This is a genomic window from Parcubacteria group bacterium, assembly GCA_016181765.1.
In the GTDB taxonomy this organism is placed as follows: domain Bacteria; phylum Patescibacteriota; class Patescibacteriia; order UBA2169; family UBA2169; genus CG10-46-32.
This window is the reverse complement of sequence record JACOYR010000005.1, coordinates 1-25,479: the sequence shown is the minus strand read 5'-3', so window position 1 is coordinate 25,479 and position 25,479 is coordinate 1. Positions and strand designations below refer to the sequence as shown.

At 53.1% G+C, this 25,479-nt stretch carries 23 protein-coding genes and 3 tRNA genes; 9 read left to right on the top strand and 17 right to left on the bottom strand.

Features of this window, described 5'->3' with window-relative positions; all coding sequences use genetic code 11:
* Positions 1-128: 128 nt before the first annotated feature.
* Together HYT31_04085 and HYT31_04080 are read right to left on the bottom strand one after the other, a co-directional pair.
* Positions 129-731, bottom strand: coding sequence for a thermonuclease family protein (locus HYT31_04085; protein ID MBI2050957.1), 603 nt, complete (start codon positions 729-731; stop codon positions 129-131).
* Positions 732-733: 2 nt separating this feature from the next.
* Positions 734-907 carry a hypothetical protein gene (locus tag HYT31_04080; protein MBI2050956.1) on the bottom strand — a complete coding sequence of 58 codons (174 nt, stop codon included), beginning with the start codon at positions 905-907 and terminating at the stop codon, positions 734-736.
* A gap of 337 nt (positions 908-1,244) precedes the next feature.
* Between HYT31_04080 and HYT31_04075 the strand changes: the two genes are divergently transcribed.
* Both HYT31_04075 and HYT31_04070 read left to right on the top strand, forming a co-directional pair.
* Entirely contained in the window at positions 1,245-1,673 is a 429-nt protein-coding gene (locus HYT31_04075; GenBank protein ID MBI2050955.1) for a hypothetical protein, read from the top strand.
* Between the two features lie 340 nt (positions 1,674-2,013).
* Positions 2,014-3,081, top strand: coding sequence for a Fic family protein (locus tag HYT31_04070; GenBank protein MBI2050954.1), 1,068 nt, complete (start codon positions 2,014-2,016; stop codon positions 3,079-3,081).
* Between the two features lie 7 nt (positions 3,082-3,088).
* Here HYT31_04070 and rpoC read toward each other — a convergent pair whose 3' ends face one another.
* The 13 genes from rpoC to ruvA form a co-directional block, all read right to left on the bottom strand.
* Complete coding sequence (rpoC, locus tag HYT31_04065; GenBank protein ID MBI2050953.1) at positions 3,089-6,979, bottom strand: DNA-directed RNA polymerase subunit beta'; 3,891 nt, start codon at positions 6,977-6,979, stop codon at positions 3,089-3,091.
* A 3-nt stretch (positions 6,980-6,982) separates the two neighbouring features.
* On the bottom strand, positions 6,983-10,222 hold the full coding sequence (rpoB, locus tag HYT31_04060; protein ID MBI2050952.1) for a DNA-directed RNA polymerase subunit beta: 3,240 nt from the start codon (positions 10,220-10,222) through the stop codon (positions 6,983-6,985).
* A 251-nt stretch (positions 10,223-10,473) separates the two neighbouring features.
* Positions 10,474-11,199, bottom strand: coding sequence for a TVP38/TMEM64 family protein (locus tag HYT31_04055; GenBank protein ID MBI2050951.1), 726 nt, complete (start codon positions 11,197-11,199; stop codon positions 10,474-10,476).
* A 3-nt stretch (positions 11,200-11,202) separates the two neighbouring features.
* The gene (murE, locus tag HYT31_04050; GenBank protein ID MBI2050950.1) at positions 11,203-12,537 is read right to left on the bottom strand and encodes a UDP-N-acetylmuramyl-tripeptide synthetase; all 1,335 of its coding nucleotides are present in this window, start codon (positions 12,535-12,537) and stop codon (positions 11,203-11,205) included.
* A gap of 29 nt (positions 12,538-12,566) precedes the next feature.
* Positions 12,567-12,824: a type II toxin-antitoxin system mRNA interferase toxin, RelE/StbE family gene (locus tag HYT31_04045; GenBank protein MBI2050949.1), complete on the bottom strand. Its 258-nt coding sequence runs from the start codon at positions 12,822-12,824 to the stop codon at positions 12,567-12,569.
* Positions 12,825-12,835: 11 nt separating this feature from the next.
* The gene (locus tag HYT31_04040) at positions 12,836-13,072 is read right to left on the bottom strand and encodes a hypothetical protein (GenBank protein MBI2050948.1); all 237 of its coding nucleotides are present in this window, start codon (positions 13,070-13,072) and stop codon (positions 12,836-12,838) included.
* Positions 13,073-13,139: 67 nt separating this feature from the next.
* Positions 13,140-13,751 (bottom strand): hypothetical protein, encoded by a 612-nt coding sequence (locus HYT31_04035; protein ID MBI2050947.1) that lies wholly within the window; start codon positions 13,749-13,751, stop codon positions 13,140-13,142.
* On the bottom strand, positions 13,726-14,121 hold the full coding sequence (locus HYT31_04030) for a DUF4406 domain-containing protein (protein ID MBI2050946.1): 396 nt from the start codon (positions 14,119-14,121) through the stop codon (positions 13,726-13,728). Before HYT31_04030 ends, HYT31_04035 begins: the two co-directional genes overlap by 26 nt.
* A 4-nt stretch (positions 14,122-14,125) precedes the next feature.
* Entirely contained in the window at positions 14,126-14,452 is a 327-nt protein-coding gene (locus HYT31_04025) for a DsrE family protein (GenBank protein MBI2050945.1), read from the bottom strand.
* A 41-nt stretch (positions 14,453-14,493) separates the two neighbouring features.
* Positions 14,494-14,568, bottom strand: a tRNA-Arg gene (locus HYT31_04020).
* Between the two features lie 182 nt (positions 14,569-14,750).
* A complete protein-coding gene (locus HYT31_04015) occupies positions 14,751-15,473 on the bottom strand; it encodes an NTP transferase domain-containing protein (protein MBI2050944.1) in 723 nt (240 codons plus the stop codon).
* Position 15,474: 1 nt separating this feature from the next.
* Complete coding sequence (locus tag HYT31_04010; protein MBI2050943.1) at positions 15,475-16,416, bottom strand: peptidoglycan bridge formation glycyltransferase FemA/FemB family protein; 942 nt, start codon at positions 16,414-16,416, stop codon at positions 15,475-15,477.
* 1 nt (position 16,417) lies between these two features.
* A complete protein-coding gene (gene ruvA, locus HYT31_04005; GenBank protein ID MBI2050942.1) occupies positions 16,418-16,990 on the bottom strand; it encodes a Holliday junction branch migration protein RuvA in 573 nt (190 codons plus the stop codon).
* An 87-nt stretch (positions 16,991-17,077) separates the two neighbouring features.
* Between ruvA and uvrB the strand changes: the two genes are divergently transcribed.
* From uvrB to HYT31_03970, 7 genes are all read left to right on the top strand, one after another.
* The gene (uvrB, locus tag HYT31_04000) at positions 17,078-19,120 is read left to right on the top strand and encodes an excinuclease ABC subunit UvrB (protein ID MBI2050941.1); all 2,043 of its coding nucleotides are present in this window, start codon (positions 17,078-17,080) and stop codon (positions 19,118-19,120) included.
* Between the two features lie 3 nt (positions 19,121-19,123).
* On the top strand, positions 19,124-20,200 hold the full coding sequence (gene truB / locus HYT31_03995; protein ID MBI2050940.1) for a tRNA pseudouridine(55) synthase TruB: 1,077 nt from the start codon (positions 19,124-19,126) through the stop codon (positions 20,198-20,200).
* 33 nt (positions 20,201-20,233) lie between these two features.
* Complete coding sequence (locus HYT31_03990; protein MBI2050939.1) at positions 20,234-20,698, top strand: 50S ribosomal protein L19; 465 nt, start codon at positions 20,234-20,236, stop codon at positions 20,696-20,698.
* Between the two features lie 49 nt (positions 20,699-20,747).
* Positions 20,748-20,824 (top strand) — tRNA-Val (locus HYT31_03985).
* A 29-nt stretch (positions 20,825-20,853) separates the two neighbouring features.
* Positions 20,854-21,102: a hypothetical protein gene (locus HYT31_03980; protein MBI2050938.1), complete on the top strand. Its 249-nt coding sequence runs from the start codon at positions 20,854-20,856 to the stop codon at positions 21,100-21,102.
* A gap of 45 nt (positions 21,103-21,147) precedes the next feature.
* Positions 21,148-21,223: transfer RNA gene (locus tag HYT31_03975), tRNA-Ala, on the top strand.
* A gap of 81 nt (positions 21,224-21,304) precedes the next feature.
* A complete protein-coding gene (locus tag HYT31_03970) occupies positions 21,305-22,348 on the top strand; it encodes a hypothetical protein (protein ID MBI2050937.1) in 1,044 nt (347 codons plus the stop codon).
* Between the two features lie 338 nt (positions 22,349-22,686).
* Here HYT31_03970 and HYT31_03965 read toward each other — a convergent pair whose 3' ends face one another.
* Together HYT31_03965 and HYT31_03960 are read right to left on the bottom strand one after the other, a co-directional pair.
* Positions 22,687-23,967, bottom strand: coding sequence for a DNA helicase UvrD (locus tag HYT31_03965; protein MBI2050936.1), 1,281 nt, complete (start codon positions 23,965-23,967; stop codon positions 22,687-22,689).
* Positions 23,968-24,066: 99 nt separating this feature from the next.
* Positions 24,067-25,368 (bottom strand): ISNCY family transposase, encoded by a 1,302-nt coding sequence (locus HYT31_03960; protein MBI2050935.1) that lies wholly within the window; start codon positions 25,366-25,368, stop codon positions 24,067-24,069.
* Between the last annotated feature and the right edge of the window lie 111 nt (positions 25,369-25,479).

Genomic DNA, 25,479 nt, shown 5'->3' with positions numbered 1-25,479 from the left:
AATACAATCCCTCAAAGAGCGGGATAAAAAGCTGCGCGAAGCAATTGAACAGCTTGAGTATCAGTATAAAAAAAAGCGCGAACACGCCACATCCGGGCTGCATGATATCCGCGTCAAACTGACGCACCTCAAATGGGCCGCGCATTTGCTTGCGGATAACAGCGAAACAAAAAACCAAGAGCGCAAAGAACAGCTTGCCGCGGTAAAAAGCTCAACCGCGGAAGCATTGCGCATGGTTGAGGATTTAATGCGGACGCTAGATGATCCGGCCTAAGGGCAGTTGGTTGCCTTGCGGAAGCCCGCGGGCTGGCCACTGCCCGGGCATACCCCTGGCGCACAAGCGCATCATTTACAAACTCGCGATCCTCACTCTCTGACGGGGCCGGAAAAAACACATACCGCAAGAGCCTCTGGTAATCATCCTCACCGGAAATATCCCGCTCTAGAATGACGGTGCGGCCGTCCAGGAACGACTGGGCGAACTGCCGCGACTCCTCGTAAAAACACTGCCCCTTTTCCGGAGCGTCAATGCCGATCAAGCGCACGCGCTCCCCGCTCGGCAGCTTGATGGTGTCGCCGTCTATGGCATAGTCAACAACTACTGCCTCCCGGGACTCTGCACCGATGAGGGGAAGCTGATTTTTTTTGGCGTACAAAAAACCGACTGCCGCTGCCAGCACAACCAGGATGAGCGTGGAAATGCCCCGGGCGCGCAACGCAGGAACGCGCATACCTACTCCTTCCAGTCCTCAATGACGAGCTTTTTGCCGACTCTCTTGACTGTGACTTTTTGCTTTTCGCGCCACGCAAGCGCGGTAATATCCTCGGCCGGAATGGATACCACTACGCTTCCGCCCAAGCGCGTGAGCTTTCGTATGTGTTTTTCCTTTTGGGTTCGCCTGCTCATATGTATATATTATAATATATATTTAAATATATACAAGATGCTGTTGTGAATACCGCCCCTCTGCCCTGCTTGCCTTGTTTCATACGTGGTGTATGATTGATATGAGGTGCGCTCATTATACCTAACCTTACCCGTAAAATCAACCATATGATCTACATAGAATCAATTATTGCAATTTGTGCAGTAATCAGTGTCATCATCTCTATCGTAGCACTCCGAAAATCTAATCATGCGACAAATCAAGTCGGACAATTTGTTCAAACTATTCTTAAACATCTATTTTGGTTACGTTTCGCACTAATTACCTAGACAAAAACTTGATAAAGTACTGAAATCCTTGAATGAAAAACTCACTGAATTCATTAGTTTTTCTGATTCAGCTCTTAAAAAATCTGGAACGCTAAAGAGTCTTTTCTTTAAGGTACCGTTTGATGAGATCTCCAAAGAGTCAAAAATAATAGCAAATGAGTGGGCAAATGTTGTTATAGGCCTTGAAACGGAAATTAAGATGCATTTTTACAATGATCTTTCAGTCTCTGAGCGTCAAGTCTATGATGCCCTCGTTGACTGGGCAAAAGCTGTAGCAGACGCGGCAAAAATATTGAGCGAAAATCAAAAAAAGTTTTATACCGCAAGCCGCAGCTTTAAAAACAATCACATCAGCCTTAAAGAGGTTTCAAAAAACTCACGACTGTACAATGCTGCACAAGATCGGTACTTCAAATTAGGAACGCGTTTACAAAAACTGCATGAAAAGATTGTATAAGAAAAACAAAATGAAGTAATCGGATATAAGCAAAATATCCAACTATTTGGAGTTAATGGAAATTCCGTGTTGGTAAAAACGCCTGTTTTGTTCTAATGTTAGGCAGAATCTGATATGGTTAGGGAAAGTAACTCTCTATGAAAAAAAACATGTTCTCTTCATCACATTACCATGCAGCGGTGGGACGCCACGCGCACCGGCAAGCAGCGATACAGGTGCCCGCTCAGCAAGGCAAGCACGATCCGCGCAAGGCGGGATAATATTTCCAGAGCAACCCTTGCCTTGTAAGCTGTTATCTATTCTGATATAATCTGATATAGTTAAAATATCATATTATCCTATGCTCGAAATCAAGCAATTTGACCAAAGGCTCAAATCAATTCCAGACTCAATCTGGCAGAAAATCACGAAAATTGACCATCTGCAAGGCCAGTGGATTGCCGGAGCCAAGCTCTCCCCGCAAGCGCTGGGTCGGCTCAAGCGGTCGGTTTTAATTACTTCAACCGGGGCCTCAACCCGCATTGAAGGCGCCAAGCTCTCTGACGAGGACATTGAAAAACTCATGTCCGGCTTGGCCGTGCAGAAATTCGCGGATCGCGATTCCCAGGAAGCCCGGGGCTATTATGAACTGCTGGAGCATGTTTTTGATGGCTGGAAAAATCTGCCGTTCAGCGAGAATAACATTAAGCACTTCCATAAAGAATTGCTTAAATACGCGACCAAGGATGAAGCGCATCGCGGTGATTACAAAAAACAGGAAAACAGAGTGCAGATGCTTGATGCCAGCGGCCAGAGCGTAGCGGTTCTATTTGACACTACGCCTGCCTATCTTACTCCGAAAGAAACGCAAGAACTGGCGGCATGGACGGCTGACGCGCTCAAAACCAAGGCCTATCACCCGCTTTTGACTATTGGCCACTTTGTTGTCTCCTTCCTGAAAATCCATCCCTTTCAAGACGGCAACGGTCGGCTGTCGCGGATTCTGACTAACCTGCTCCTTCTGCAAGCCGGCTACGAGTATATGCCATATGTTTCCCATGAAAAGCTGATAGAAGACAATAAGCCAGCATATTATGTAGCGCTCCGCAAAAGCCAAAAAACCTTTGGCGCCAATCAAGAGAGTATTACTCCGTGGCTTGATTTCTTTTTGGATATTATCTTGAAACAATCAGCCATGGCCCTGGATTTATTATCCAAAGAAAACATTGAGAAGCTATTAACCAAAAAACAGCTCGCGGTTTGGGAATATCTGCAAAAGGTTGACGGGGCCGCGCCGGGCGAGATCGCCCAAGCCACTGCTGTTGCCCAGCCCACGGTCCGGCAGGCACTGACTAAATTGCTGAAACTAAAGAAAGTTGAACGCCTCGGCCAAGGCCGGTCAACGAATTATCGTATAATCAAGAAATAAAGAAAATTTACTTCCGGTCCAGAGAGGCCTGGAAGCCGGTACCCGCCGGTATGAGGCGGCCGATGATGACGTTTTCCTTGAGGCCCCGCAGATGGTCCACTTTGCCGGAAATGGCCGCATCAATCAAGACGCGGGCCGTCTCCTGGAACGATGCCGCGGAGAGGAAACTTTCGGTGGAAAGCGATGCCTTGGTAACGCCCAGGAGCAGGACCTCGCCGGTTGCCTGCTGTTTTTTTGCTTTTGCCATGTCGCGGTTTACCGCATTGAAATTCGCGCGGTCCACGATTTCGCCGGGCAAAAAATCCGTGTCTCCGGCTTCTTTTACGTACACGCGCGAAAACATCTGGCGCGCGATGATTTCCAGATGCTTGTCATTGAGCTTCTGGCCCTGGCTTGAGTAGATGTTCTGGATCTCGGCCATGATGTACCGCTTTGCCGCATCCTCGCCCTTGAGCTCGTAGAGCTGGTGCAGGTCAACGCTCCCCTCGGTGAGCACGTCTCCGGCATTCACCAGATCGCCTTCCGAAACGAGCGCCGCAAACACGCCCGGGACCGCATACGCCACCGCGTCGCCTGCGGCGGCAACCACACGCAAAAACTTTTTGGTCTTTTTGACCGTGCCGTCAAGAACCGCGTTCACCACGTCGTCCCCGTCCGAGAACAGCACGTCTCCCTTTTTGACGCGGTCGCCATCGGAAACCTTGCAGCTCTCTTCCCCGTACTCTTCCAAATCGTACTTCTCCTCCTGGTTGGCGCTCGCCACCACCTCAATCGTGCGGATGCCGCCCTCTTCGGCAATGCGCCGGACCGTGCCCGTGATTTCGGAAACCACGGCGCCCTTGGTGATGCGGCGAGCCTCAAAAATTTCTTCCACCCGCGGCAACCCTTGAGTGATGTCCTGGCTGGAAGCGACGCCCCCGGTGTGGAACGTGCGCATGGTGAGCTGGGTGCCCGGCTCCCCGATGGATTGGGCGGCAATGATGCCCACCGCAGTACCGAGCTCAACCGGAGTGTTGTACCCCAGGTCATAGCCATAGCACTTGCGGCAGGTGCCGCGGCGCGAGTGGCACGAAAGCACCGAACGGATCTTGGCGAACTCAAGGCTCGCGCCCGCAACTTTTTCCAAATCCTTGCGCGATACGAACTCCCCGGCGGCAATAAGCACTTTGCCGCGCGGCCCGGTAACGGGCTCTGCGAGCACGCGCCCGAGCAGGCGCTCGGCAACCGTGGTGTTTAAGGCTTCGGAATCCAGCCGCGTTATCTCCCACCCTCCGGTGTCGCCGCAATCATCCTCGGAAACAATAATGTCCTGGGCCACGTCAATAAGCCGGCGCGTGAGGTACCCGGCATTCGCGGTCCGCAAGGCGGTATCCGTCAAGCCCTTGCGCGCGCCGTGCGTGGAAATAAAGTACTCCAAAACGTCAAATCCCTCTTTGAAATTCGCCTTCACCGGCAACTCCATGGTGGCGCCGCTGGGCGAAGTCACGAGACCCTTCATGCCCATCATCTGCGTGGTCTGGCCCCAGGAGCCGCGCGCGCCGGACTCAATCATGGTGTACACAGGATTCAGCTTATTGCCTTCAAACGATTTCTGGGCGGCGAGGGTTACCTGGTCTTTGACGCGGGCCCAAATTTCAATCACGCGCGCGTGGCGCTCATCGTCCGTGAGCAAACCCTCTTCGTACTGCGAGGCGACCAAATCCACTTCGGCTTGAGACTGGGCGAGGAGCTCGCGCTTCTGGCCCAAATTCGGCAGATCAGCCATGGCCCAGCTCATGCCGGACCGGGTCGCGTAGAAAAACCCCAGGCGCATCATGTCATCAAGCATCTTTGCGGTGCGCTCCAGGCCATGGAGGTAGAAGCACTGGCCCGTAATATCTTTAAGCACCTTTTTATTGGTAACCGTATTTATGTAGGTAATGCCTTCCGGCATGATTTCGTTAAAGAGGAGCCTGCCGACCGTGGTTTCCATGCGTTCTCCTTCGTGGGAGGCGGTCAGGCGCTGGTGCAAGGTAATGTACCCGGAGTCATAGGCGAGCTTGGCCTCGCTGGAAGACGAAAACACTCCCTGGTAGGGTTCTGTTTGTTCATCAACTTGAGTCAAAAAGTAGCAGCCGAACACGATATCAAGCCCCGGAGTCACTACCGGTTCTCCGGTTGCCGGCTTCAAAAGATTTTTGGCGGAGAGCATGATCTCGGCAGCCTCTTTGCGGGCCTCCGTGGTCAGGGGCACGTGCACGGCCATCTGGTCTCCGTCAAAATCGGCGTTAAAAGCGCTGCAGACGAGCGGGTGGACCTGGATTGCCTTGCCCTCAATCAGCACGGGCTGGAATGCCTGGATGCCCAAACGGTGCAGCGTGGGGGCGCGGTTTAGGAGCACGTGCGCATCTCGCGTGACCTCTTCCAGGATGTCCCACACGTCCGCGTGCCCAGCCTCAATGTAGCGGTTAGCTGACCGTACATTGTGCACGGTCTCCCGCTTGATGAGCTGGCTGATGACAAACGGCTTGAAGAGCTCCAAAGCCATGGTCTTGGGCAAGCCGCACTGGTGCAGTTTGAGCTTGGGGCCGACCACGATCACCGAGCGGCCCGAGTAATCAATGCGCTTTCCCAACAAGTTCTGCCTAAACCGGCCCTGCTTGCCCTTGAGCATGTCCGCGATGGACCGCAGTACGCGACGCTGGCCCGTTGAAGCGGTCACGGTCTTGCCGTGCCTGGCACCGTTGTCTATGAGCGCGTCTACCGCTTCCTGCAACATGCGCTTTTCGTTGCGCACAATGACTTCCGGAGCGTTCAGTTCCTTGAGCCGCTTTAAGCGGTTGTTTCGGTTGATGACGCGGCGGTACAAATCATTCAAATCGCTCGTGGCGAACCGCCCCCCGTCCAACTGCACCATGGGCCGCAAATCCGGAGGAATCACCGGAATCGCGGTGAGCACCATGGATTGGGGCGCTATGCCGGTCTTCAAAAGGCTTGAGAGCAGCTTGGCGCGGCGCATGATCTTTTTGCGCTTGCCGCCTTTTGCCTTCTCAAGCTGCTTGTCCATGGCCGCAATGGACGCCTGCAAATTAACGTTTGAGAGCAGGTAATGGATGGCCTCGGCGCCGATTCCGGCCTCAAAAATATGCCCGTACTTAAGCGAAAGGTCGTGGTACGCGCTCTCTGATACGATCTGCATGGGGGAAAGCCCGTTGAGCTCTTCGCACGCAAGCTCAAAGGCGCGTTCAAGCTGATCGCGCTTTTCCGCCAAGAGCTTCTCAAGAATTGCTTTCTCCTGTTTGGCGCGGTCCGAGAGTTCGGCGCCGGATATGCCGCTCGCGGCGAGCTGTGAGTGCCTGTCGGAGAGCGCTTTCTCAAACTCGCGGGAAAGCTGCGCGCCCTTGCTCTTAAACTCCTGGCCAACTTGCTCAATGAGCGCTTTCTTCTTTTCCTCGTCAACCGAAGTCACGATAAAACTCGCAAAATAGATGACCTTTTCTAAATCCTGCACCGAAAGATCAAGCACTAATCCGATCTTGGAGGGCACGCCCCGCAAAAACCAGATGTGCGACACCGGAGCCGCCAGGTCAATGTGCCCCATGCGCTCGCGCCGCACCAAGGCGCGCGTCACTTCAACGCCGCACTTGTCGCACACAATGCCCTTGTAGCGGATGCGCTTGTACTTGCCGCAGTAGCACTCCCAGTCCTTGGTGGGCCCGAAAATGCGCTCGTCAAAGAGGCCGTCTTTTTCCGGCTTCTGTGTCCGGTAGTTGATAGTCTCGGGCTTCTGCACCTCGCCGTACGACCACTCGTGGATTTCGTCGGGCGAGGCGAGCCGGAGCCGGATGGCGTCAAAATCAACCATGCGGCTGGTCGGATACCCTGAAGAAAGCGTTTTTGTGGATGATGGGGTAGACATAATTTATGAATAGCGGCGTTCGTCCCGCTCGCTGGACTCTTGCTCTTTAACCACTTTCCCCCCTTTCAAAAGCTCTACGTCAAGGCCTAGGCCTTTGAGTTCGCGCACCAAAACGTTAAATGACTCCGGCACGTTGCGCTTCTCAATGCGCTCGCCCTTGATGATGGCTTCGTACGCCTTGGACCGGCCCGGCACGTCATCGGATTTGATGGTCAAAATTTCCTGCAGGGTGTGGGCCGCGCCATAGGCTTCCAATGCCCACACTTCCATTTCTCCGAACCGCTGGCCGCCGAACTGGGCTTTCCCGCCCAGTGGCTGCTGGGTGACGAGCGAGTATGGGCCGATTGACCGCTGGTGGATTTTGTCCTCAACCAAATGGTTCAGTTTGAGCATGTAAATGTAGCCGACCGTGGCTTTCTGGTTGAAAGGCAATCCGGTTTTGCCGTCGTAGAGCTGAATTTTGCCATCCTCCGGGTACCCGGCGCGGGAAAGCTCTTCGCGAATCACGCTCTCCGGCACCCCGTCAAGCGCCGGGCTCGCGACCTTGTACCCCAACGTGTGCGCGGCCAAGCCAAGGTGGGTCTCTAAAATCTGCCCGAGGTTCATGCGGCTTGCCACGCCAAGAGGATTTAAGATGATATCTATCGGGCGCCCATTCTCATCAAACGGCATGTCTTCCACGGGCACGATTTTTGAAATGACGCCCTTGTTGCCGTGCCGGCCCGCCATTTTGTCCCCTACCTGGACCTTGCGCAGGCTTGCCACGGACACCTGGATGGTCTTGAGCACGCCCGAGGGGAGTTTGTCCCCGTTTTCGCGGGAAAAAACTTTAATGTCAACAACCTTTCCGTGCTCTCCATGCTCAAGGTACAAGGAAGAGTCGCGCACGTCTTTGGCTTTTTCTCCGAAAATGGCGCGCAAGAGCTTTTCTTCGGCGGAAAGTTCAGCCTCGCCCTTGGGGGTAATCTTGCCCACCAGGATGTCGCCGCTTGAAACTTCGGCGCCAATGCGGACAATGCCCTCTATGTCCAGATCCTTAAGCTTGTCCTCGCCCACGTTCGGAATGTCGCGCGTGATCACCTCGGGCCCGAGTTTGGTGTCGCGCACGTCAATGGTGTAGTCGTCAATATGGATGGAGGTGTACCGGTCCTGCTGCACCAGGCGCTCGGAAATCAGGATGGCATCCTCGTAGTTGCCGCCTTCCCAGGAGAGGAATGCAACCAAAACGTTCTGGCCGAGCGCCAACTCGCCGCCCTCCGTTGCCGCGCCGTCCGCAATCACCTCGCCGGCCGCCACTTTGTCGCCGCGGTTTACGATGGGCTTCTGGTTCATGCTGGTGGATGCATTGGAGCGGACGAACTTGCCCAAGCGGTACTCTTTGATTTCTTTCTTGTGCTTGATGGTGATCTTGTCGGACTGCACGCCAATCACCTCGCCGTCATCCTCCGCGAGCAGCACCTGGCCCGAGTCCATGGCTGCGCGGTACTCAACGCCCGTGCCCACAATCGGGGATTCGGGGCGCACCACGGCAATGGCCTGGCGCTGCATGTTCGTTCCCATCAGCGCGCGGACCGCGTCATCGTGCTCCAAAAACGGAATCAAGGAAGTGGCAATGCTCACAATCTGCTTTGCCGAAATATCCATATACTGCACCTCGATAGCTGGAACGAACATAGGCTCCCCTTTCACGCGCGCCTCCACCTTCTCGGCTGTAAAGTGCCCGCTCTCGTCAATGGGCACGGTCGCTGCCGTGGTGACGCTCTGCGATTCCTGGAGCGCGGACAAATAGACCACCTGCGCCGTTACGCGCGCGCGGCCATCCTCGTCCACAACCACGGTGCGATACGGCGTTTCCAAAAATCCGAACTGGTTGATGCGCGCGTACGAAGCCAAATGCCCCACGAGCCCGATGTTCGGGCCTTCCGGAGTCGCAATGGGGCAGATGCGGCCGTAGTGCGTGCGGTGCACGTCGCGCACGTCAAACCCTGCCCGCTCGCGCGAAAGCCCGCCCGGGCCCATGGCCGAGAGCCTGCGCTTGTGCTCAAGCTCGGCGAGGGGGTTGGTCTGGTCCATGAACTGCGAAAGCTGGGAAGACATGAAAAACTCTTTGATGGAGCCGATCACCGGCCGCGCGTTGATGAGCTGGTTCGGGGTAATGGTGTTAATGTCCAAGGTTGACATGCGGTCCTTGATGATGCGCTCCATGCGGGCGAGGCCGACCCGCAGCTTGTTCTGCACGAGTTCTCCAACGGTGCGCACGCGCCGGTTTGAGAGGTGGTCAATGTCATCGGCAGCCTCCTGGGTGCGCGTTAAGCGCATGATCTCCCGGATGACGAGCACCAGATCCTCCTGGCGCAGGATGCGGTGCTCTTTGTCGTTCGGCACCGAGAGCTTAAAGCGCTCGTTGATCTTGTAGCGCCCCACCTTTGAAAAGTCGTACCGGTCAAAATTGAAAAACATGGCATGGATCAACTGCTTGGCGTTGGACGCCGTGGCAAGGTCGCCGGGGCGGATGCGCTTGTACACTTCCTTGAGCCCCTCGTCCTCATTCTTGGCGGAATCCCGCTTGAGCGTCTCATCAAGCATGGCCTGCTCGCGAACGGCCAAGCCCGGGAAGAGCGCGCGGATCTCGCCTTCGGATCCGTACCCGAACGCGCGCAGAAGCGACGTGACCGCCACCTTGCGCTTGCGGTCAATCTTCACCCAGACGGCGCCGTTTGCATCGGTCTCCAGTTCCAGCCACGCCCCGCGGTTCGGAATGATCTTGGCGCCGTAGTGCGTGGTCCCGCGCACCATCTCGGACGTGAAAAATACGCCGGCGCTGCGGATGAGCTGGGACACGATCACGCGCTCAATGCCGTTGATGACGAACGTGCCGCGCGGGGTCATCATGGGAAAATCGCCCAGGTAAATCTCCTGCTCCTTGATTTCCCCGCTCCGCTTGTTCACGAGCCGGGCGCGCACCCGGATGGCGGACTCGTAGCTGACGTTCTTGGCGCGCGCCGTGGTTTCGTCAAACTTGGGGTCATCAAGGTAGTAGTCCTCCAGGTACAGCTCCAAATCCCGGCCGATGAAGTCCCGAATGGGCGAAATTTCGTCAAACAGCTCGCGCAAACCATCGTTCAAAAACCAGTCATAGGATTGTTTCTGGGATTCAATAAGGTCCGGGAGCGGAATAGCATCGTGCAGGGTCGTAAAAAACTTCCGGTCTGTTTTCGGGGAAAATCGCACTGATGCATCCATGGCCTGGCTTTTTTGGGTCATAATATAAAAAATCCCTTATTTTGGCTAAAATAAGGCTTTTACCGGCATGCTGTGCTTGACAGCAAAGTCTGTTTTGGGAAACAAAAACACTGTTTCACAAAAACGAGGAATAGTTGATGCATGACAGAGGATATTGTATCTATTTTGACAATACCTGTCAAGGAGGCTATGGCCAAAATGTTACAGCATCTGTGGATAACTCAAAGAGTCCTCACTTTAGCACAGCATTTCTATTTTGACAAATTTATCGGATTGCCCTTAGTACGGGGCCAGAGCTGGCGCAGTTCTGACCTATGCCGCGCCACGACAAGCAAACTGCCTACAACAAAAAGAGCGTACAGAAAAACCGAAAACGCGCTGACATCAAGCCCGGCAACATCTGAACCAATGAAGCTCGTCACTAGTTTTCCGGGAACCTTGGAAACAACAATCATCCACAAAAATGTCCGGAACTTAAAGGACCGCGAGAGCCCGGCTACATACACCAAGAGGTCATCCGGCGGACCGGGCAAAAGGAACAGCACAAATATGAGGTACTGCCCCTGTGCGACAATCCGGTTGTATCGCTCAATCTTATCTTCGCGGATAAACAGGCGGACAAACGGAATGCCGACTCTGCGGGCGAGAAAAAAAACAACCACGGCCCCGAGTATCCAGCCGGTGTAGTTTATGGCAAACCCGAGCCACGGGCCGAACAGAAATCCGCCGGTAACGTTAATGACGAAATCGTTGAGCGGAGCCACCACAACCTGCAGAACCTGCAGCACGAAAAAGGCGAGCGGCGCCGCGCGGCCGAACCCAAGCACCCATGCGCGCGCAGCTTCCGGAGAACCAAGAACAGACTGAAAGGATGCCCCAACATAAAACAAAAGCCACACGAAAAACGCGAACGCCCAAAAGCATATGGCGAGTTTGAGCTTGTGAGACCGGATATAGCGTGCCCTGAACCACGGCATAGCCTACGATGTTAATGATTCCACCACGCTGCGGTCGCTCCAGGGTACGTGCTTCCCGTGCGCGACTGCCATGACCGGCTCTGACCCCTTGCCTAGAAGCAGGACAATGTCCCCGGATTGGGCGAGCGCGAGGCTGCGCTTGATGGCCTGGGCGCGGTCAACAATACTCCACAGATTTTTCCCTTGGTTCCACTTCTTTGGCGATTGCGCGATGCCCGGCAAAATGTCGTTGATGATAGCCTGCGGGTCGTCGTCGTAGGGATCATCCGTGGTGAGGATGATTATATCCGAGTGGCAGCCGGCGAGCGCGCCCATAACCGGCCGCTTTGCGGCGTCGCGGCCTCCGCCGGTTGCGCCGAACACGCTGATGACGCGGTGCGCTCCCGCAAGCGATCGGCCGAGCTTGAAAATAGCCTCAAAAGACTGCGGTTCGTGTGCGTAATCAATAATCACGGTGGCGTTGGATTTTGTTTTGAGCATTTCCACGCGGCCGGGGATGGGCCCCATGTTCTCAAGCGCCTGCTCGCACGCGGAAAGCGCTACCCCGAGCGAGCGGCTTGCGGCAATGGCGAGCAAAGCGTTGCGCGCCATGAACGCTCCGTGGAACGGGAGCTGGATGTAGCGCCCCTCCAATGAGAGGGACGCCCCCTGTTCTGTATCCTTCACCTCATCGGCGCACAGGTGCGCTTCAAAATTGTTCTTGAGCACGGGAAGGCAGGCTGGGTCCGAGCTCACTGACCATTTCTCATCCGCCTTGAACTTGAGGAACTGCGAAGCTTCCGCATCCTCTGCGTTCGCAATAATCACTTTTTTGACCTGGCTTCCACCTATGGTTTTGCGCCGCGTTTTTGAGAGGTTCCTGAAAACGAGCTGCTTGGCCGCGCGGTAGCGCTCGTACGACCCGTGCGACTCAATGTGCTCGGGCGTTAGGTTGGTGAACACCAGTACGTCAAACGCAATACCCCAGTGCCGGTGCTGGGCAACGCCCTCGCTCGTAACCTCTATCACTGCGTGCGTGCACTTTTTGCGCACCATAGCGCGGAGCATTTTTTGCAGGGCAAAACGGCCGAGCATGCCCTGCTTTTTATTATTCTGCCACTCCTTGCCGCCGATCTTAAAAAACACGGTATTCATGGACCCGACCGCAAACCCCGCTTCCTCCAAAATGCGGGTGATCATGATGACGGTTGAGGATTTTCCCTTGGTGCCCGTGACCCCAATGGTGATGAGCTGGTGCGAGGGAAACCAATAGATGATGTTCGCGGCGATGGCGAGCGCCTTGTGGTACGCGGAGAGGAACAATCGCGGGATAAATTTTTTGACACATTGCTTCAACATAAAAAGCGCCGAAACGCGCCCTTTAATTATCAATAGACTTCGTCGTGGGTACCGACATTTATATACAAAATATTCCCCCCGTCTTTAAATAAAAATTTTATTCTGTAATTTCGGTCAATTGAATACGCCCAGCAATCCTTGTCTTTGCCGTGCAATTTATGTGTCTCCAGGCGCGGATCATGCACGTTTTGCGCGAATATATCTTCCCTTTGTTCAGCTTTCAATTGTATGTGAATCGGGAGCTTCTTATACCGCCTGTCAAATTTCGGCGTGGTAAAAATTTCCATAACAATTCATATCAACGCAAATCCCGCAACGACTTAATCCGCCTGGTTTTCCCTTCCCGGTCTTCCTGCAATGCTTTCTCAACTTCACGATCTAAATCCTCGGCCGCCTTGCCGGTCAAATAATAGGTGGGCACCGCTTGTTCGCGAAGCTGGTTGTACTCATCCAAATCCAAAAGCACCACTCCTTTTTTGAGGGCTGATTCCGGGATGCGCACCGTGGTTGTGGTTACGGCCTGCATATGCGCCATAGTACCACGAAACCGCAGTAAAAACAAGAAATGATACTGGACCCGTGTCCTCGTTGTCTTTTTATCCCTACTTAGCCAAAACCGCAATCAACGCATCAATTACCGGCTGCATCTCTAACCACTCCTCTTCTTCTGTGTGCTGAATGGCGGGTTTGTTTGTTGCTTTTGAATAGTACAAAGCGCGAATCGGCAAGTGCAGGGGCACTTCTCCGAGCTCCCGGTCAGTGAGGATGATCTCCCTGCGGGAACTGGCTCTTTTTACGCTTCCGTCGGGATACACGGCCACGAACGCCTCAACCCAGGCCGCATCCACGCTCCCGCCGTGTTTTTGGGCAATGCCTTTCCAAAAATTCAAAAGTTTGCGGGCTATCTCTTCTTGTGTTAAGTAGTGTTCTTGTACCCCTCCCAGAGCCGTCCTTTTAGGGGCGTCCATAAAGCCCTCGCCCGCAACATACAGGCCGATATCATTGGCAAGAATGGGCATGTCCGCCATTCCGGCATATGCCCGGGCTTTGCGTTCCGCGTTTTCGGCAAGCGTGGCGCCGGTTTCGTCAACGTCAATGCCGTCAATGTGCAGTTCTTTTGGCGTGCACAGCTCAATGCCTGCATCCGCCTGTTCCAGCAGGCGCTTAAACCGGGCGGCTTTGCCTTGGTTATTTGTAGCAAGTAATACTTTCATTCGGTTTTGCCCATTGTACAATCTCCTCAATATCTGTTGGGTCCTTCGGGTAAAATACCTTCATTCCTTTTTCCAACCCCCACTCCACTTCTCTTTTTGCGCCCCGCGATTTTTCCCAATTCGGCATGGCTAAAACTGCATCTGCCGCGCGCATAAGAAATTGAAAATCCAGATCATAGTAAAACTTCTCGGGCGGAGTAGCGCCTTTCTTGCTGCTAAAATGTTCGGTGTGGTTGTGGGGGCAGAAAAAGCCGACTTCTCTGTTGGCGAGCGCAATCTGATATTTTTCCGCTTCGCGGATATTGCGCTCAATAGCCTCAACTGTTCCGTCTCCTATGTAAGGACCTGCGATAAAAACGATCTTAATCATACATTTAACCAAACACCAAGACTTTGTCCGAATCCTCAACCATGTTGAGCAAATCGGACATCGTGGAAACCGGGCACACGCTGCCCGCTTCCTTTCCGCGAACCTTGAGGCAGGAACCGCACGCATATATTACGCCTTTCAATTCTCTGAATTCCGCCACTTTTGCAGAGATGTCAAAATCTTTGGTGTCCTGGATGGCGTCCAATTCCGAGCCTTCGCTCATCAAGAAAATCTCCACCTGGTGGTTGGCTTTGAGCGCGGTGATGCCGAAACGGAACGTATTCCAGGCGTGTTCGGGTTTGTTGGATTGCAGGATGATGCCGAACTTCATAAAACTATTATAGTAGGCAAAAAAGTATCTTCGTAGACCACTGGTGCTCCCGAGAGGAATCGAACCTCTATTACAAGATCCGGAATCTTGTGTCCTATCCGTTGAACGACGGGAGCGCGGCGTCAGAGTCGGGACTGTGGGTTACGCGTACTGGCTATCGCCAGTCCGCTCCACCCTCCGCCCGCCTCTTCCTTTCAAAATTTCCCTTAACTTGCGAGTACGCAAGCCCAAGGGAAATTTTGCAAATACTGTAAATAAGAACCACCCCCTCGCCCCCTCCTTAATAAAGGAGGGGGAATTATTTTTTCTGCTGTAAAAAATCACCCACCTTTTTGATATCATCCGGATTGCCGAAATCCATCCAGTAATCCAGCATCTTCCGCGCGCGCACTTTTCCTTGTTTCGCCAATGATGAAATGGCGTCCGTGAGCTCATACTCCCCGCGCTCGGACTTGCCCACCTTGGCCGCCTCCGCGAAAATGGCGGGCGTAAACTTATAGCATCCGATTGACACCCAGTTTGAGATGAATGTTTTAGGCTTCTCCACAAAATCGCGCACCACATCACCCTCTACAATAGGCACGCCGTACTTTTCCGGATTCGGAACTTCCAGCAGAGAAAGCCAGGCGTACTCATCATCCAGCTCCCGGATGGCAGCCAAATCGCGCGGGCTGTACAAATTATCTCCATAGATGCATACGAAATTCTCGTCCCCAACCGCTTCGGCTGCGGCAAGTACCGGAATCGCAGTCCCATAGCGCTCGGCGCCCATCGCCTTGAACTGGTCAATGAGCGTTAAGGGAAACTCTTTGCCGATGCCTTGGCTAAACTCAACCATTTTTTCCGCGTGGTTGCCCACCACCAGAACAATTTCTTCGTACCCCGCGTTCTGGATATTGTTAAGCACGTAATAGAGGAACGGCTTATCAAGCACATCAATCAAATGTTTTGGGCGGTCCTTTGCAAGGTCCAGCATGCGCGTGCCTTTGCCTGCCGCGGGAATGACGATTTTTCTGATCATACTAACGGAATTTTCTTAAGAATGTATACATAGTATACAACCACGAGTTGTAGATTACGTCAAACGAATTCGGATAGCACGCGGCCGCGCCGCCAAACCCTTCCTTAAACCTGGAAATGCCCTGCCAGGATTTTTTGTATGCGCGGTGCGACTCATCTGCAGGATTGATGCCCCAGAGATCATAATGCCTGATCCCCTGTTTTTTAAGTTCTTGGATGATGCGCCAGTGCAAAAGATACGGAGCCATTGTCTCCCGGTGTTCATTTGATGAAGCGCCGTGCGTGTAGGTTGCCGTATCTCCGTACAGTATGATTATATTGCTGGCGATGATTGTGTTTTGATATGACGCCTGGTAAATTTTGATGAAATCTTTCGGCAGTGACGCGACCATGTTTTGATAGTACTCGTCCGGATGTGAAGCGAACTTGTCCCGTGTTTTGGTTTCGGCGTTGAGCCGCAAAAAATCGCTGATTGAACCTGTGCTGATGTTAACCCCGCGTTTTTCCGCCAAACGGATGTTGTACCGCGTCTTCTGGCGCATGCGGTTCTTCAGGGCATCCTCGGATTGCGACAAATCCAGAATCCGCGTGCACTGCGGCTGGGTTGCGCGCATAATTCGCGCGCCTTTAATCACAAAATCATTAACCGGATCCACGCGCACGAACAGCGCTCCGTCATTTAGAGTTTCTTTGAGCTCATCCTGCCAGCCTGGCGCGCTTTTGGATAAAAGCGGCCCGTGCGGGATGTACCAGTAGTGGTTTGACAGAGGCAAAGGCATCTTAATCGCCTGCACGAGGACTTCATCATTCCAGGAAAGGCGCTTAACAGCGCGGCCGAGTGATTCCTGGAACTCGCCCCATTCCCATGACTGCAAAAACCGCGCGTTTGGCTGGACGCTGACCGCATCATTCCATGTGACTTTATCATCAACTTCCCGCCACATACTACCTGCCCAAGACTTTCAGCGCGCTCCTCACTTTGGCGCCCACATCATCGCCTTCCGCATCTTTGAGCGCCTCGCGTGCGTGCTCGCGGGAGTAGCCCAGGGCCTCCAAAGCCTGCAAGGCTTCCCCGCCAAGAATGATGGACTCCTTGGTGGCCGCATCCTGCACGTCTATCAAATCTTTTGCCTTCGCCTTGAGCTCCAGCACAATGCGCTCGCTGACTTTCTTGCTCACCCCGCAGTTCACCAATGCGTCCGGAGACTCGGCCTGCAAGGCCGCGGAAAGATCCTGCGGACGCGCCACGGACATCACGGAAAGCGCTGACTTGGGGCCGATTCCTTTCACGTTCAAGAGCATCACAAACCACTCAATGACTCTGGGGTCGCGGCTTGCGTACAAATCCAGGGCATCTTCTTTAACCGCGAGGTGCGTAAAAAACGCGGCTTCAGAGCCGGTTTTGAGCTCCGCCAGTTCACTGGCCGGGACGCTCACCTTGTATCCCACGCCGTGCACATCCACAATGGCCGTAGCGCCTGTTTTCTTGATAATTTTTCCTGAAATGGATGCAATCATATAGAATAGTATAGCTCTAATAAACGCTTTCTGAAAGCTTTGACTAAAGCGACATTTAATGGTTTAGTGTCTTCAGGCAACACACTCATGAAGTTCAAAATCCAGTCATCATTCAAGCCAACAGGGGACCAGCCGCAAGCCATTGCGGATCTTTCGGGCGGCGTTGCAAAGGGCTTCCGCGACCAGACGCTCTTGGGGGTGACCGGATCCGGTAAAACCTACTCAATGGCGTGCGTCATCCAAAACGTTCAAAAACCCACGCTCATCATCAGCCACAATAAAACATTAGCCGCACAGCTCGCGAGCGAGTTCCAGGAATTTTTCCCGAAAAACGCGGTGCACTACTTTGTCTCGTACTATGACTACTACCAGCCCGAGGCGTACGTGCCAAAAAGCGACACGTACATTGAAAAGGAAACACAAATCAATGAGGAGATTGACCGCTTGCGCCTGGCATCCACCACCGCGCTTTTGACGCGCACAGACGTGGTGATTGTGGCGTCTGTTTCGTGCATCTACGGCTTGGGCAGGCCGGATTCATATGAAAATATGCGCGCTGAATTTAAGGCGGGCGAATCCATCAACAGGAATGATGCGCTCCGGCTCCTCGCGAGCCTGCAGTATGAACGCAGCGACTATGACCTGAAGCGCGGCACTTATCGCGTAAAAGGAGATGTCCTTGAAGTGCAGCCCGGGTACGAGGAATTCGCGTACCGCATTGACTTTTTCGGTGATGAAATTGATGCCATCAAAGCGTTTGACCCGTTGACCGGAGATGCGGTGTTTGATGAGGGCGCCCGTACAGGAGAAGTGCGCATCTACCCGGCAAAACACTATGTGATTGAGCGCGAAGAGCTTAAAGCAGCGCAGGGAAATATCCGCGATGAGCTGCGGGATAGGATTGCGTATTTTAAGAAAGCGGACAAGTTGATTGAGGCACAACGCATCCAGGAGCGCACCGCGTTTGATCTGGAAATGATGGACCAAATCGGCTACTGCAACGGCATAGAAAACTATTCGCGCCATTTGGACTTCCGAAAGCCCGGGGAGCCGCCTTCAACGCTCTTGGATTATTTCCCCAAGGACTATCTTTTGTTTATAGACGAATCCCACATCACGGTTCCCCAAATCGGGGGCATGTACAACGGCGATAGGGCGCGCAAGCAGACATTGGTTGATTACGGGTTCCGCCTGCCTTCGGCCTTGGATAACCGGCCATTGAAGTTTGATGAATTTGTTGGGCGGACAAACCAGATGATTTACGTTTCCGCGACCCCGCGTCCATTCGAGCTTGCGCGCTCGGCCAAACAAGTCAAGATGGACGCAAAAGGCCACATCAATTACTCGGACCAAAACCGGGTTGCAGAGCAACTGATTAGGCCGACCGGATTGCTTGATCCTCTGGTTGAGATAAAGCCAACCAAAAACCAGATTGATGATTTGCTGGAGCAAATCAAAAAGCGGACCGACAAGCGCCAGAGAGTCCTGGTGACGACTTTGACGAAAAGGCTCGCTGAAGAACTGGCGGAGTATCTCGCGGAAATGGGCATCAAGGTGCACTATTTGCACTCCGAGGTGGAAACGCTTGAACGGCTGGACATTCTGCGCGACTTGCGGCTCGGCGTGTACGACGTGGTGGTTGGCATCAATCTTTTGCGCGAAGGCTTGGACTTGCCCGAAGTCTCTTTGGTCGTGATTCTGGATGCGGACAAAGAAGGATTTTTGCGCAGCGACACTTCTTTAATCCAAACCATGGGCCGGGCGGCGCGCCACAGCGAAGGGCACGTGATTATGTACGCTGATTCGGTTACTGGTTCTATGAAGCGCGCCATTTCCGAGGTCTCGCGCCGCCGGAGCATTCAGGAAGCGTACAACCGGAAGCACGGGATTACCCCGCAGAGCATCCGGAAAGCGGTGAAAGACGTGTACCTCAAAGGCCAGCGCAAAAAAGAAAAACCAGGGGACCTTGGCATTGATCTGAAAAAGATGTCTGACGAGGAGATTCCTGTTTTGATAAAAGAGCTTGAGGCAAAGATGGAGCTTGCGGCCCGTAATTTTGACTTTGAAAAAGCCGCCTCCATTCGGGACCAGATTACAGAGATTCGGAAACGCACGAAAGGAAAAGGGTGAGCTATGATTAGCGGTTTTTTACTCATCAACAAGCCCCCTGGCCCGACTTCCCATGATGTGATTTACCAGCTCCGGCGGATTACTAGCATCAAACAGATCGGCCATGCAGGCACCTTGGATCCCTTTGCTAACGGCCTGCTTTTGGTTGGCATTGGCGAAGCGACCAAGTTATTGCGGCATTATGTGGGGCTGGATAAGACGTATGAGGCGACATTGAAGCTGGGCGCTACGTCAGATACGCAGGACCGGACCGGCACACTATCAAACGTGCGGAAAGTGTCCATCGCGAAAAATGATATTGAATCAGTCTTGCATTCGTTCATTGGCAAACAAACACAGGTGCCGCCGATGCATTCAGCAAAAAAAATAGGCGGCGTTCGTTTGTACAAGCTGGCGCGGCAGGGCAAAGAAGTGAAACGAAAGCCGGTTGAAATTGAGGTGCACGACATCAAGTTTTTATCTTTGAAAGGTGATCTTCTAAAAATCTGCTGCCACGTTTCATCCGGCACCTTTATACGCACGCTTGCCGCTGATATCGGAAAAAAGCTCAAAACAGGGGCCTATGTTGAAGAATTAAAACGCACTGCAATTGGCGATTTTCAATTAAAAGACGCCGCAGAAATCAATGATGGCGTACTCAATTATCTCATCCCATTAAAAACCATACTTGTGTCAGGCACGTTTGACGGCGTGCATCCCGGGCACAAAAACTACTTCCAACAGGCGCGAGCACTCGGGCATAGGCTGATCTGCATTGTTGGCAGGGACGTTGTTGTTGCGCGCATTAAAGGAAAGCGGCCGCGCAGATCCGAAAAAAAACGCGTACAATTGATAAAGCAGTGCCAAGAAATTGACCGAGTATTTTTAGGCATTGATGGGGACCCTGCCGAGGTGTACGATTTTGTGGCATCGCTCAAGCCGGACATCATTGCCCTGGGGTATGACCAAACATCCTACACCAAAGGCCTGAAAGAGGCTCTGCAAAAGCGGGGACTCTCTGTCCGGGTAAAAAGGCTTAAGCCGTTTGAACCACATCGCTTCAAGAGCGCGATTATTGACAAATCCCGCGAAAAGCGCTAATCTGTAATGGTTCTACTTATTGAGGCAAATCATATGGCAGATGAGATAAAACAAGAAAATACCCTTGAAACCCCGCAAGGGGCGCCTGCAGAGGAATCTAAAGAAGAGAAAACCGCTCTGGAAGAAGTGGTTTCCGAAGCTGAAAAGCCCAAAGTTAAAAAGGGGAAATTAGACTACGAGGAAATCAACCCACAGGACATCGCGCCCGGCATGCTGGTCCGGGTGCACCAGAAAATTGTTGACATAAACCCGAAAGGCGAGGAAAAAGAGCGCACCCAGGTGTTTCAAGGCATGGTGCTCGCGCACAAGCACGGCACCGAAGCCGGCGCAACCATTACGGTGCGCAAGGTCTCCGGGGGCATCGGCGTTGAAAAAATCTTTCCTCTAAAAATGCCCTCGCTCACGAAGTTTGAGCTGGTGCGGACGTACCGCACGCGGCAGGCAAAGCCTTACTATTTGCGGACAACAAAAAAGCGGCTGAGAGAAATCAAAGCGTAAGCATCTGACTCTAAGCCCGGCGCATGCCGGGCTTTCCGTACGGGCACCAGGACGGTTAGCTCAGCTGGTTAGAGCGTCTCGTTTACACCGAGAAGGCCGGGGGTTCGATCCCCTCACCGTCCACCAGGAGCCATCTAAGACAAAAATACAAACATATGAGAATAATAATTGGAATCATCCTGGTGCTCCTGGGATTCCTGCTCATCTGGAAAACGGAAGCAGTGGTCCAGTTTGCGGGATACAGCAACTGGGCCGAATCAAAGCTCGGCACCATGGGCGGCACCCGGCTTTTGTACAAGCTCATCGGCTTGGGGATTATTTTTGCGGGCATGCTCGCCATTACGAATCTGCACCAGGGATTCCTGGAAGGAACTGTGGGCAGGCTCTTGAGTCCGGGAATCTAAAACAGACCAAAAACCAGTCGTGTGCACGCCGCGACTGCGTCGCGGGGGCCTGTAGCTCAGTTGGTAGAGCAACGCCTTTGCAAGGCGAAGGTCAGGAGTTCGAGTCTCCTCAGGTCCACCAAAAATCCATCCGCTCGGGAGCGGATGGATTTTTGTTTAAATAATGCTATAATAATATCGTTATATCATTTACAAAATGACTATGAAAAAATACTGGTCAATTCCATTGGGGGCAATCCTTGTTCCGGTTCTTGGATATCTTGCTTCGTTTGCAACCGAAAAGTACTATGGCACCTTTGCCAGCGGCTCGCAGCTAGCGATAATGGGGGCGGTTGCTTTGGCCATTGCCATTATTGGGGTTGCAACGGTTAAACTACCAAAGTTCGTCGCCGGCGCGATTGTTGTCGGCATACTGCTCTCGCCGTATTTCCAATTTCTGTTTGGCAAAGTCAACGTCTTTCTTATGGATCCGCCTAACCTTCGGCCATCGGTAAGCGTGCCTGAGGTGCGGGTGGAGCTTGATGACCTCGTGTTCACCAACAACGAAGGCAAGGCAATAGTGGTGCTGCCCTCAAGCGGCGTAAAAACACTGTACCCCGGGAAAAACATCGTCAACCTGGGCCAGCTTAATATTCCGGCCGGTACGTACACGTCGGGCAGAATGGGCGTTAAAAATATTGAAGTGGACGTTACTGTGGACCTAAAAAAAGAAATTGACCTGGTATACGACAGCTTTAAGAGCCAGTACGCCTCCCTCATTCCGGCCGACCTTCCGGCTGAAGCGCTAAGCCAAATCCCGAGTGACGAGGAAATAAAACAAAAAATCGGAAACGAGGTTGTAAAGTACTTGGACAAAAGCATGATAGCCCCGTACCTGCCGCCGTTCGTCACCATTAAATCGTTCAACAAAACGCCAGACATGCTCACTATGGTTTTGTCTGCCCGCATTGATTTGCCGGTTATGCCGATTGCCTTTCCGTACCCGACCGGCACCGGAGGACCGGATGTAGTGTTGGACATTACCTTAAACGAAATCGGCCTGCCTACCGGCATTAACCCGATTATCAAAATGCCGCCGGGCGCGCCGGACATCAGCTCCATGATTCCTGATATGACTCCGGACATCGGCAGTGTCAACATGCCGACTGACTTCAACATTCCGGACGCGGCGCTCGCGCAGATTAAACAGGAGGTGGAGGCCGGCATTCAAAGGGGAGAGGCGATCAAAAAACAGCTGCAACAATAATAACAAACAACTTCGCAATAAAAGTTGTCCACAGCTTTACAAAAAAGGAGTATTGCTTTATTTCCGTGCGTGGTATAATGCAAATAACAACTTGCGCGGTGTAGTCGTACCGCGCAGCAAACAAACATAAACCGAAGATAAAAATATGGCAGCACGAAAACGCCGCAAATCAACGGCCAAGCGCAAGACTGCAAAGCGCAGAACGACAAAGCGCAAGAGCACCAAGCGCCGCAGCACTGCAAAGCGAAAGACGACCCATCGCCGAAAGAAGCGCTAAAACAAAAATGAAAAACCCGCCTGCAAAAATAGTAGACGGGTTTTTCATTTTTATGTTGGGCCTAAAAAAGGGTTTTTTGCTTGCTTTTTGCAGATATCTGCTCGTCCGGACGAAAGACCGAAACCACGCCGTACTCCCCGTCGTAACCCGGCTCTATGTGCACCTCGCCCTCCCGGACTCTGCGCACGCCTTCCGCAATTTCGGAAATGCCGAACGCTTCTATGTCCGCAAGCGGCGTTTTCAGCAGCAGTGTAAATTCGTCAGCAACGGAAGCAATCAGCGCGCCGTACGTTTCTTGCACCCGCTTGGTTCCCTTTTTCTGCGCAAACGCGTCCGCGATAATTTCCTGCAAGGGCACAATGTATTTGAATTCACCAAACTTTTTGGGTTCCTCGCGGTCCGCCAATTCGGAAACGCGGTAGTCAACGCCAACAGTAAGGGGCTTTTTGCACTTTGGGCAGATGCCTTTTAGGCGTTTGGTTTCTTTGGGATCGCACACGAACTTGCAGTCGCGGTGTCCGTCGTAGTGGTACTTGCCTTCCTGCGGATAGAACTCAATGGTATACGCGAGCCTGTTTTTTGTTGATGCGCCTTTGCGCAGGGCGGTTTTTATGTTTGCGATTGACGCCGCTTCAAGCTCAAACACCGTAGCTTCGCGCCCCAGGTTCGGCAGGGAATGCGCATCTGAATTTGAAACGATTGAGATGTTGTCCAACTGCGAGAGCCGCCAGTTCATGGCCGGGTCAGATGACAAACCAGTTTCAATGGCGTATATCTTCGGCGTTAAATCGCCGAAACATTCTTCTATGGAATCAAACCCGGACTTGGACCCGAAGATCGCAAACCATGGAGTCCACGCATGCGCCGGAATGATGATGAAATCTTCTGACACGCCCCAGATGATCTTTGCCATGTCCGCCACGTCCATGCCCAGGATGGGCCTGCCGTCTGATTTGATATTGCCGATTTTATCCAGCTGCTTATTTAATTTTTTAACTTCGTCCAAACCTGGAGCGACTATGACCGTATGGATGCGCCGGACTTTGCCGTGCCGCTTGTAGATGTTGGAAATTTCCGTGGTGATGATAAACTTCGGGTCACGGTCATTTTTGACGGGCACGCTCCCGACTTGGCTCTTGCGCTTGAACGAGTACAGCCCCCCGCCCACGGGCTCAAGCTCTTTTTCCATTTCCTGTATATACGCCGGGAACGTAAAATCACCGGTGCCGATAATATCAATGCCCTTCAGCCTCGCGCCTTTATACAATCCCTCAATGTTCAAATCCCTGCTCGTGGCGCGCGAGTACCGCGAGTGCAGGTGCATGTCAGTAATGTACTCCATGGAACCTAAGTGTAGCAAATCGTATTAATTTTACAAAACAAAAAGACAGCATGTCAACGGGAAATAGAAATGTCCTACTTTGAAGGATTTAGAAATGTCCTAGTCGGGCAGTTTGGCACGGTGTGATAATGATGATTGGTTTGCAAAGGTGAATCGTCTCCATGGATGGTCCGGGGCTGGCTTGACCGGGGTTCTCCTGCTCACTGACTTAGGCGCAGACGCGGCCAGCACCCATAACGGGGCTTTCTGTTTCGGCGCTCCCTTGGGAATGATGGCGTAGGAGAGACAGGCATCGCGGCGCCTGATTTTGATCTCGCCGGTGGTGTGCTCCTCTATGATGACGGAATCCTTCTTGCAGACCGTAACCGGCTGATGCTCGGCCAGCTGATACCATTGGTTGTGATAGCTCACGGTGAAGTCGCTTCTGACAATGCGGGACGTGTGCCGGGAGAAGGTGCGGTCAAGGCGCGCCCGCTCCTTTGGGGAGAGGGACGCGTGCAGGTTGCCCGTTGACCGCGGAGCAACGCCGAACCGCTGGTTGAACTTCGGGATGAACACGGCGGCCAGGAATTCGTTGGCCGCTTCAATGGAGCTGATGTTGGCCAAGCGTAGCTCTTTGACGAGCCGGTCCTGCAGGGTGCCGAACAGGCGCTCAATCCGCCCCTTGGCCTGCGGGCTTCCGGCGGGTATGGGCTCAATACCCACGTCAGTCATGGCCCGCTCAAACTGGGATAGGGCATCATGGTTCTGCTTGGCAATGTCGCTGGATTGCTTGTAGGTGCTCAATTTATCAAGGTAAATGGAGCGTGGCTTGCCATGATCGGCTACATACCCTTTCCAGAAGCCAAACACCGGCAGGACACCCTCGTGGCAGTCAAACTGCGCCCGGGTGATCGTTCCGGTGGCATCGTCTATGGCGGCGAGTAAACAGCATTCAGGACCACGGTCTTCAAACCAATGCTCGTAGGAGCCGTCAAACTGCTCCATTTCGCCGAAACGAGCTTTGCGCTCCCGCCACTGGCGGTGCGCGTCGTTTGCGCGCTTCTGTTTTGGCTTCCACAAGCCTTCGGCTATCATGATGCTTCGTATGGTCTTGGGGTCGTGGTGGATGTTGTGGAGCTCGCCGAGCTTCTCCGAGGCAAAGGTCGGCTTGAAGTCCGCGTACCGCTTGTGGAGCAGCGAGGCAATCCTGGCGCGCTCGTTCTCCGGCAGGGCGCGGTTGCCTTTCCGGCCGCGCGCTTTATGGATGAGTCCTGTGGCGCCCAATGCCTTGATGCGGCTCTTGAGCCTCCTGACTTGGCGGGAGGTGAGCTTGAGCAACTGGGCGGCTTCGGAACCATTCATCTCTTTGCGCAAAAGCCGTTTCATTACATCGTAGCGATTTACTTCTTTTTTGCTCATGGGGAGTAGACATGCCATATGATGATACTGCTACTGATTAACAGTATCATCCTACACCAGGTAGGACATTTCTATTTCCCTCAACTAGGACATTATCATATCCGTGTCACA